This is a genomic window from Bradyrhizobium sp. WSM4874, assembly GCF_055811835.1.
Window position 1 is genome coordinate 1 of record NZ_JBVVPR010000085.1, and the last position, 10,116, is coordinate 10,116.

General features: G+C 57.3%; 8 protein-coding genes. 3 read left to right on the forward strand and 5 right to left on the reverse strand.

Features of this window, described 5'->3' with window-relative positions; genetic code table 11:
• Positions 1–809 precede the first annotated feature (809 nt).
• The 5 genes from AC0L3P_RS38270 to ybgC form a co-directional block, all read right to left on the reverse strand.
• Positions 810–2,090, reverse strand: coding sequence for a type II toxin-antitoxin system HipA family toxin (locus AC0L3P_RS38270; RefSeq protein WP_473309204.1), 1,281 nt, complete (start codon positions 2,088–2,090; stop codon positions 810–812).
• Positions 2,059–2,379 carry a helix-turn-helix domain-containing protein gene (locus tag AC0L3P_RS38275; protein WP_473256310.1) on the reverse strand — a complete coding sequence of 107 codons (321 nt, stop codon included), beginning with the start codon at positions 2,377–2,379 and terminating at the stop codon, positions 2,059–2,061. The genes AC0L3P_RS38270 and AC0L3P_RS38275 overlap by 32 nt, the downstream gene beginning before the upstream one ends.
• Before the next feature lie 768 nt (positions 2,380–3,147).
• On the reverse strand, positions 3,148–3,585 hold the full coding sequence (locus tag AC0L3P_RS38280; protein ID WP_473309205.1) for a CoA-transferase: 438 nt from the start codon (positions 3,583–3,585) through the stop codon (positions 3,148–3,150).
• Between the two features lie 16 nt (positions 3,586–3,601).
• Positions 3,602–3,895 carry a hypothetical protein gene (locus tag AC0L3P_RS38285; protein ID WP_473309206.1) on the reverse strand — a complete coding sequence of 98 codons (294 nt, stop codon included), beginning with the start codon at positions 3,893–3,895 and terminating at the stop codon, positions 3,602–3,604.
• Between the two features lie 27 nt (positions 3,896–3,922).
• On the reverse strand, positions 3,923–4,366 hold the full coding sequence (gene ybgC / locus AC0L3P_RS38290; RefSeq protein WP_473309207.1) for a tol-pal system-associated acyl-CoA thioesterase: 444 nt from the start codon (positions 4,364–4,366) through the stop codon (positions 3,923–3,925).
• Positions 4,367–4,693: 327 nt separating this feature from the next.
• Here ybgC and AC0L3P_RS38295 point away from each other — a divergent pair, with 327 nt between their 5' ends.
• From AC0L3P_RS38295 to AC0L3P_RS38305, 3 genes are all read left to right on the forward strand, one after another.
• Positions 4,694–5,977: an NAD(P)/FAD-dependent oxidoreductase gene (locus AC0L3P_RS38295; RefSeq protein WP_473309208.1), complete on the forward strand. Its 1,284-nt coding sequence runs from the start codon at positions 4,694–4,696 to the stop codon at positions 5,975–5,977.
• Between the two features lie 1,747 nt (positions 5,978–7,724).
• A complete protein-coding gene (locus AC0L3P_RS38300; protein WP_473309209.1) occupies positions 7,725–7,934 on the forward strand; it encodes a hypothetical protein in 210 nt (69 codons plus the stop codon).
• A gap of 988 nt (positions 7,935–8,922) precedes the next feature.
• Positions 8,923–9,609 (forward strand): HAD family hydrolase, encoded by a 687-nt coding sequence (locus tag AC0L3P_RS38305; protein ID WP_473309210.1) that lies wholly within the window; start codon positions 8,923–8,925, stop codon positions 9,607–9,609.
• Positions 9,610–10,116: the final 507 nt, after the last annotated feature.

Consider the following 10,116-nt stretch of genomic DNA (forward strand, 5'->3'; position numbering starts at 1 on the left):
GGTCAATCCAGGAAATCCGCCGCATTGCTATCAGACTTGCGCGGAAGCGGATTCAACCCGCACACATTATCGCATGGCCCTTCTGGCGCAGAGCTCACCAGGCTGCCGCTCAACGCGCCCACTTCAAATCAAAAAAGCAACTGTAATGCTAGATGTATCGCCGGTCTGCCACCTCCCTGCGCCGGGCGAAACCGTCACTGCGGCCCGAGCCGTAAGGAAGCGCCTGGATGGGCCAATCTGGTTCAGCCTGTGCTCGACCGGCACAATGTTCACGCCAGTGTATGGCGTTCCGTGTTGACGAACAGCTTGAGGCAGCCGTAAGCGCTGCCTGTCCCCGTCGGTCGTCGTCGCGGCGTTGATGCCGATTTCGGGTACAACGGTGCCGGCAAACAAGGCGGTCGCATCGACCGAGCCGGTTGCGAGGTCTGCGGCCGCCTGCGGGGTTGGACCTTTTACTGTGACTACTTAGGTGAAGTTACCTATCGGTCGTTTGGTTGTTGCGGTTTTTGAGATTTGCTATTTTGAGGAACTGATTCATGGACAGCGCACAAGCTGCCTGCATGTCATCTTGGCTCGCCTGACGACTTCCAGGGCAGCGATTTCGTTTGTGTTGCAGCCCAGGCAAGCGCGCTCCAGACAGCGATAAGCAACGACGCCGCCGGCGATCCAGGGCAGGCCCGTTCGCTTCTTCCTCAACATCCTTGGGACCTGAGCCGATGGTTGGAGCAACAGATTTTTCGCGCTACTAAAACGAGCCGACGCCGCTCTTTGCGGGAAGGTATCGAATTGTAGCGATTTCGCGCAACCCTTCAAGCGTTAGGCAAAGACTTCGGAGGGTCGCCGGGATCTAGAACCAAGCTCATCTCCCTGATCTTGGCATCGATCTTCTCGAGGACGGCGATCGGAACGACATCCCGCTCCGGGAGATTCCACCAATGATCGTTCGCGGACGAAACGACTTCCTCGACGGCCGAGATCACCGCCGGTTCGGGCAGCCGCGCCCGATTGGCAAACTTTCGCCAGCGGTCCGGCGTGAGAGCCTTGAACGATTTCTCTCCTCCCAACGACAGGGCCATATTGTCCTTTGGAAAATATGCGGTGGTCGATAGGACGTCGTACACGGGCGCGATCGCCGGAGTGCAACCGTCGCCCGGATATATCGTGGACCAATTCTTCAAGTGCATGTCGCCGTTGCCGACAAGCGCGGCAAGGGCTAGTCGACGAACAAATTCTAGTGCGGCTCCTGTCGATACCGCCACATTCAGCGCGGAGGCGATGTCGTGGTACGAAGCGTCATCGTATTTTTTGGATGGCTGCCGGCCGAAGATTTGAGCGAAGTCTTCGATGTGAATTCGGGCGCCTGCGGGTCCTCGGTCGAAACGCTTCACCAGCAGGACCTTGCCGGTCGACAGGGTGTTGAACTCTTCGGGTATTCCCTCGAAATCGGATTTTTCTACAAGCTCGCGTTCCGGTACATCCATTCCGAGGGCGTCGGATAACGCCAAGATCGCGAACTCGTTTTCCGACAATCCTACCAGATTGGTCGCAGGAAATTTCGCGATGTACTGACCTTGCTCGTCGCCGATTGGCAAAGTCAGGCCGCCCCCCTTGCCCGTGTTCTTCGTCACAGACAGCTTCATCTGAACTCCCGCCAAGGAAAACCGAGCTTTGATCTCGCCTGGAATTTCTCGAGCCGCTATCGTGGTGCTGCCGTCGCTCGGTAGGACCCGCACCGCGCCTGGCAGGTCCGCGCCGAGCGCCGCCAATAGATCAAAGTCGTTTCCCTGCCTTACGACTCCCGCATGATGTTTTTCCATCGCCTCGCGGAGCTTGTCCTCGGGCAACATGTTTGCGAAGAACGCCGGCAGCATGTGCGCTACAGGCTTCGGGTCCTTACGGAGACCACCATGGGCGGAGCGCAACGAGAGGCTGAAGATCGGAGGCCTTTCCATGGCTCGATAGGCTCGGTCGAGACTGAAGGCGTTGAAATCGCCTGGCGTACGCACGACCGTTCCGACCTTGAGGTCGTGAAGAAGCACGTCGAGCGACTGGATGGTGTTAGGGGCGCGGACCTGGGTAATCATCATCATCCGTGTCGGTTGTGAATGCTGGTCGGTCTTCGTCGTCGGAAGGGCGAAGCAGAGCGTTGACGCCAGGGACCATTGCTTGTGGGATCAGCATCAACTCCATGCCGAGCGCGCGCGCGACGTTGATAAGCGTGTTCGCCCGCGCAGCAGCGTCGCCTTGTTCGATATCCCGGTAACGTGGCCTGGAAATGCCTGCGCGTTCGGCCACCTGCTTTTGAGTCAGGCCCGCTTGTTTCCTCGCGTCACGGAGGAGCCGTCCGAGCTGGTGGGTCGCTTCTGAGTGCCGCTCCATGATCTGTTTTCTCTGTTTTCGTTGTCTTTTTGCCGTGAGAGGTACGAAAAGGTATCTTTTGTCAATTCGAGTGTCAAATTATGATCTGTATACGCATCTTTTTACGATCAAATGATCCACCAACGTATCTTTTTTATGGGGCTAAATCCGGCCGCATGACTGGACTGCGGGACAGTCGCGTCTTGCCTACGGGGCGAATGCCGCCCAAGAACACGCGCACAAGTCTTGCCTTGCCAATCCGGAATCCCCGCTCCGTGCTAATTGCCGGGAAGACACCCGGGGCCGAAAGGGATTCGCCGCGGAGGAACGGTTCGATGCTGGAGTGGTCCGATGCTGATCAAAGAGAACCTCGGAAGCGGCAACGACCACCAGAGGGTCTTTGATCACGGGCGCAGCCTGAAATGACCATCCGATATCGGTGTGCCGATCACCGCCGGTGGCACACTGGAATGCACGGGCCCGTCCCCGACACCCCCCGTGTCGCTCGGGGCCGATTTTCGCTCTGGTCCCGAGACTTTGACCACAGCGTTTGACGAGAACGAGGGGGCGACTAATTTTCCGAATTCAGCTAGTGGGGTGTTGTGTCGACTGCGGTCGAATTGATTATGGAAGGATACGCGCGCTAGGGGATGGGAGGCTTTAGAAGACCTGCGCATGCATCGCCGACCACTGGGCCGTCGATCTCAAGGCGATTGACGGCTTCGATTGCAGCCGGTCAATCAGCAGCTCGAGGAGGAGATCGCCGCGATCGAAGCGGGCCTTGCAGGGTTACCCGACAGCGGTCTCCGCCTTAATCAGGGCAAAATCCGCCCTGAGCCAGCACTCCTGCAAATACATTTGTCCCTCGACTTTCGCGACCAGGGGATGCGCTCGGCCAATGTGCCCTGGCGAACGAGTTCGAGTTCGATCTGTCGGGCGTGGTACTTTCTGGAGAAACGCGCGCGAATTTGCTGAGGGCGAGAACAAGCAAATCAACTTTTTTACTGCCGCACGCTCTATCAATGCCGCGAGACCGACGTGACCGTTGCCGTCATTGTTGTTCACTGGTGTGAGGTGCTTGGGGCGCCCCGACGCATGGAGTCGCACGAGAAGCGCATGGATCAGATCGACCGGAGCGCGCGCGCCTCCAAAACCGCCAATCATGACCGTCGCGCCATCGGGAATGTCCGCAACTGCCTGCACGAGCCTGGATACCGTCTTGTTCATCACTCTCCTGCTGCACTCACCGGATCGATTGAGATTCACTCAACAGACGGGAACCTCTCAACCGGATCGAGGAATCAAGAACAAAACTGCCCGGGCCGCGCCAGTCGCCAATCGGCCCGTCATCCTTGACGCAGGTTTCGCTGTGGTCGCTGTGACCGAAGCGGCCGACGAAGTCCGATTTGTTTTCGTTCTTCGCCGGCTTTTGGTTCGTCCGGCTTTGGATGTGCAATTGAGCCGTCCGGTGTTTGCCGCAGCCCATTTGCTTTAACTTATGCCGCCATGATGACTTGATTTCGTTGGAGCGCTGCAAGGCAAAAGCGTGAATGAGGCGGCAGATTTATCTATGCCCTTCCATAGCGAGCCGCAGCGACTTCGGGATGCGCTGCGCCTTTCCAGCTGAGATAAACGCTACCCGTACACGTGCTGTGACCAGGAGATCGTCGCCGCGCCTGCATTCCTGCAGCAAGGCAATCGACGCGCCCCTCACCTCTTGCGGGACTGTGACGACGTCAAGAATGTCATCCAAGACCGCCGGTTTTAGAAAATCGATCGTCATCGAGCGCACAACGAAGGCAACACCGCGCGCATCGTTCTTGGCTTCTTTGAGTAATGCTTGCTGATTCGTTCCGAGCAGGCGCAAATAGTTCGTTCTGCCGCGTTCCATGAAGCGCAAGAAATTTGCGTGATAAACAATCTGGCCGGAGTCGGTATCTTCGAAATAGACCCGGATCTGCATATGATGGCGGCCGTCGCGAATTTCGCCATCAAGAGAGGCTGTCACGGTGCGGTCCCCTTGCTGCCCTTTTGGGACCCATTGTCTCGCACAAAGGCGCGTTCCAGAGCAAGCGCCGATGGGCTTTGGCTTTGTTCGCGCAGTCGGAGCTCCGGCGCACCGCCGCGGGGTGCTGCGCGTGCCCTCAACAGATCAACAACTTAGAAGCTCTGCCCCATCTTCGGGGTGATGACGAACTGCCCATTGTCCTGCGATTTGCCTGTCAGTGTGGCGCTGGCACGTCAGTTTTGGATACTAGAGAGGTCCGCCACCGGTATTCACGATTGCTGCTGGACCTCGGGTCGATCAAGAAGCTACTTGTAAGAGGATTGGCGGATGCGAAACAATCGACGATCACACGGACTGTGGGTGCTGACTGCGCCACCAGCGCCACAAACTGCTCCACTTACCGATGAAATTGCAGCGGATATCGTCGTGATTGGCGGTGGATATACCGGGCTGTCGGCGGCCCTTCATCTAGCTGAAGGTGGAGCGCGTGTCGCGCTTTTGGAGGCGTCTGAAATAGGATTCGGCGGGTCCGGGCGGAACGTCGGGCTCGTGAATGCGGGCATGTGGCTCATGCCTGAGGCGCTTCCGGCCGCGCTCCGCGCGCCTTTTGGAGAACGGTTACTTGAACAGCTCGGCCGCGGACCGCAGACGGTATTCGAGCTCATCGAAAAGCACCACATCGAATGTGAAGTCGAACGTGCCGGCACCCTGCATTGTGCGGTCGGACGTAAGGGCTTGGAGGAGGTTGAGGCCCGTGCCGAACAGTGGCAGAAGCGTGGAGCGCCCGTCCTGGTGCTAAATGCGGAGGCAACACGCAGCAAAGTAGGCGGTGGCGACTACACCGGCGCGCTGCTCGATAAGCGCGCCGGCACCATACAGCCATTGGCTTATGTGCGAGGGTTAGCGCGGGCCGCGCTCGCGATGGGAGCCAGGATATTTACTCATAGTGAGGCTGTCATGGCGCAACAGAATGGTTTCCGCTGGAGAGTCGGCACCGAAAGCGGATCTGTAGAGGCCGACTGGGTGGTCGTCGCGACGGACGCTTATAGCAAAGGACTTTGGTCTGAGGTACGGCAGGAACAGATTCAACTGCCCTATTTCAACTTTGGCACGCCTTCTCTGCCCGACGATCTGAGAAAGTCTATCCTGCCTGAGCGGCAGGGTGTGTGGGACACTCGAGAAGTCCTCTCTTCGTTTCGCCTCGATCGCTCCGGGCGACTCGTGTTTGGCAGTGTTGGTGCGCTTGAGGGGATTGGGCGATCTATTCACCGCGCTTGGGCCCAAAGATCGTTGCACAAGCTTTTTCCAGGACTTCGGGGCGTCCAGTTTGAAACCGGCTGGTTTGGCATGATTGGAATGACCTCCGACAACTTGCCCCGTCTTCACAAGCTGGACCGCAACGTCATCGGTTTCAGTGGCTATAACGGCCGCGGAATCGCACCAAGCACTGTGTTTGGCAGTGTTTTGGCTTCGTATGTATTGGGGCAGATCGCGGAGAACGACCTGCCGTTGCCGGTCACCGCGGTTGAATCCCAGCGCTTCCGTGCAGCGCAGGAGGCGTTTTATACGGCGGGCTCCCAGCTTGTTCACCTGATGGATTCCTGGTTCTGATCAACCCAGCAACTCGGTTGGCTTCACAAGCTGCCCTCGCTCGAAGCATGCCGGTGCTCGTGATGTTGTTATGATGGGTTCAAGGGCGCCGTCATGGAACTTAGGATACCTCGGGTCAGACAATCGGATGGTGAAAACGACGAGCTTGCAACGGGTGACGTTCATGCCTCGAGCTGTCGGTTCTCCGCCGAATGCCAGTCCGCACCGTGGAGGCGGATCATCTCCCGACGGGACCGCTCGATGAAGACGCGCTCAACGCAAAAGCCGGCAGTGACCGAAGCCGCACTTTAAAAGGGTTTCTCGATATCGCGAGACACCGGCGCGAAGGCCCCACCCCATCGCCGGCACTGGAAGCGCTCATGAGTTGCCGTCACGGCGGCCCAAAGGGAGCGCCAGCCTGTTAGGCGAGTTCTGCGCGTTTCGTTTCGCTGAAACCGTCTGGAAACTCCCTTATGATGGATTGGGCAACTTCGCCTCCCTGCTTTATCCCGGCATCGTAGTGCCAGATGCCAGCGCGGCTTTCTGTTTGGGTGTCATAATTAATCCATGCGCCGAGCGCGTGCGCGGCGAAATCTCTTCCGAATAATGAGGTTGTCCACAGGAAGGCCCTGTGAATAGCCGGCATAAGGTTCCGCTATTTGCGGCTGCACTCCGGGAAACGTGTTCAGGTCGTGACGAATCGGGGAGAACCGCCAGCTTGCGAGGGCCCCGATTGCCCGCGCAACCCTTCCGGACTGCGGGCCAAACGCTGATGTTAGCAGCAACAGCACTACATTCGGTAAGTCCCGAGAGGTCAAGTCCGGCTTCACTCTAGTGACAGAAGTCGGGTGGCTACCTATAAAGAACGCCAACTACCTACAGTAATCTAACAGCGACTCTTTCGATCAGGATCAGGGGCCGGGAGTCGCGGCTCCTTCGCCGCTCTCTACCGATGAATGGGCTGTCATCGCGAAATCGGAATTGCAGCAGGCCACACATTGCCTCCGCAAAGGAATTATGCGCATACGTCAGCACAAGGACACCATTCGATGGCGTCTGATCGTATGGGCAGATCACAATCCGAAGTGAGCGACCGACAACAGCGGAAGTCCGGTTCAGCCGGGCTTCTACACTCTTGCTTGGAGATGCCCATTCAGGCAAGAGTACTTGAGAATGAGCTAGAAGTATTTCGCGGCCCGGTCTTCAGCATCTTCCACTTCCGGCATCATTACTTTCGATGCGTCGGACAGCTAGCCGCCAATGGAATTCAGCATCATTCTGAGAAGATTCAGAGCCTGCGCCAACGTCTTCGCCTCCGATTTGCCGCGCAACCAGCCCACTTGCCATTGTCACTGCGTCCGGTGGCTCCGGGTTGAGCCATCGAAGGTCATCAGAGCGTCGCCGCGCCTCGCGCTCGCGCGGTTGCCTAAGCATTTCGGCGGTTCGCCTAACGGACCCAAGCCGTTTGGCTCTTTGCGGGCCTGAAAATCGTTTTGCATTCTTGCGAGTGCGGCCGGTCGCCCGGGCTTTGCTGAGAGGAATGCGTGCGCGTGCCATTGAAATTCATTCCTTTTATATAAATTGGGTATGGGGACTCCATTTGCAGCTGTGCGCGTGAACGACCGGGTCGGTGTTTGGGTTGGCCGTTCTGTGCCTTTCGAGATGCCCCCTACCCATGTGGAGCCATGCGAGCCCGACAAAGATTGCAATCAGGTGCATGCTCCGAAGAAACATCTTCTCGGAAGCAACGGCAATACGGGCAACGGCGATGAATGAAGTTACGATGCTCAACGCGGAGTTAGATCGCTGCAAGGCTGAGCTGAGGGACCTCAACGCGAAGACGAGCTCAATTTCCTGCACGCAGCCGGTGGACATGACCGCAGTCGAGGACGTGGCGAGGCGAATTCGCCAAATTGCCGAACGGGTCGAAGTCTTGACGCGCGCCATCCTCCACGGTCCACAAGCCGGAACACAATAAGGCTGCCACGAGCCCTGCCGGGCGGCCAGTTACAAAGTTAACCCGGCGGGGACATGCCCAGGCTAGGATCATATTTCTAAGCCTTGCGTGTTCTTGCAGCAGCTCAACTTCTTCTGTCTGAGCCCTGTTGCTTTCGTCAACTGTCGGCCACCAAATCTTGCGAAGCGGTTCGCGATCACTGTAGGTCGCAGGAACGTGCGCTTTTAGATGACGTAACTTGCGCGACACGCGATGCAGCTTCTGCGCTGCTACGGGTGGAAAATGCCTTAAACGGGCAGATATTCTGGCGGGAATTGTGCGAGGCCTTTAGCCTCTTCGCCCTGCCCGTGCATTGGATGTAACCGTTGACATAAGTGCGATGGCAAGGGCCGCGTCCCCAAGCCGGATGATGATCGGACCTGAGGCGTCTTCAGCGAAGCTCGAGTCTGCCAAGGACCGCGAGTGCTCGCCACGAAAGATCGCTGCGCGGTCCTCAAATCGCGTGTTGCTCAGGCAGTCGCCTGCTGAAGCCCGACTTCACCATGCCAAACCGGAGCGTCTTCAGCGCAAAGGCCCCGTCTCCATGGAGCGCCGCCCGCGAACACTTGCGAATGGCGCCTCCATCATATTCAACATTTCGCGCTGTCGTGTTCAGCCGTATCCGGCTGAAGACGTTAATGTCGGAGACCAGACACTGAGACGCGAGTATTCCGTCGCCGGAGCCGAAGAACATGGTTTTGCCCTCTTCAAGCAAGGCTCGCAAATGGCTTTGGTGGCACGTGGATTGCTGGGACACCGAAAAGAGCCCGTACGATCATGACGGCCTCGCAGCGCCGGCCCAGGAGTCCAAATGAAACTTGCTCGATTGATCGCGAGCGTCAATCGTCTCCATTCTCGCCAGCATTTCAACTCATCTAGTGTGTCGATGCCCAGGCCGTAGTAGTTCGGTGCTACTATACGTGGCGAACGACGGTGGCACCCGCACGGAATCTATGCTTAAGGTCAGATCATGAAACCGGTTCTCGTCTTCGATTGGAATGGAACGTTGCTTGATGATGCATACGCACTGCTCGAAACCACCAATGCAATTCTAGATCGCTTTGGTCGTACAACGATCGACATGAAGACGCTCCGGGAACATTGCGACGTTCCGCTGTCTCTTCTTTATCGCAGCCTCGGACTATCGCGAGACGAGCTTGCGACGGTGGATCGCGATGGGAGTGCAATGTTTCACGACGCCTATGAGGCTCTTGCGGGCAGAGCGGATCTACGCGAGGGCGCGCGCAGAGTCTTGGAGTTGGCGCGCCGAGAAGGGGCTTCGTCCATCATCGTGAGCAACCATATAGTCGACCCTCTGCGCTACCAATTGAGAAGACTTGGAATCAATGACTGCATCGACGATGTGCTCGCGTTCGAAAGCCGCGACACGCAATACAAATCGACAAGCAAAGGAGAGCGACTTCGTCTATACATGCAGAAGAACAACTTGAACCCAGCGTCAACTTTCATCATCGGCGATATGCCGATCGAAACGGATATTGCACGGAATCTCGGACTGATAAGTATAGCCATTACCGGGGGATTTGTTTCCGAGGCGCGCCTGCAAGCGGCGCATCCAGACTACACGATTAACAACCTTCATGAGCTGTTGCCAATCTTACGAAGCTACGGTTTATTTGGGATGCACAAATCATGATCGGCGAGAAAATCACCGCACAGCGTCTGTAAAACCTTGATCATGTGGTCGATGTTGAACGAGTTTATCTCGGCGATTCGAACTCCGCCTTCGACATCGCACGCGTCGCATGGCTCAACTCAGTCGCGAGTCCAGCATCTGCAATACCGAACCCGTAGTCCGGCACCTGCCGCACTCGCGGCATTACAGGCGCCTATAGTCGTCACCGTGCGCTGCTCGAGGCTTGACGATGCCAGATCGAACAATAACCCATCTCTCACCCACACATTGCCGCTCTTACGACCTCAGCGATCCCAGATGGTCGAGCGTGTTGGGAAGCGTCACATTGTAGAATCGGAGAGCAACTTCACCCCGATGTGCGTCGAACGCTGGCTCTGACGCATATTCGATGATCGTGTTTGTTTTTATGGCGCGCCAATCAGCCTAGCCTGAAGGAGATCGAGCTTAGCGCGCCCGTACATCTGCCGCTTGACCAGCTTGAGCTTGGTGATCTGAGCTTCCACTTGG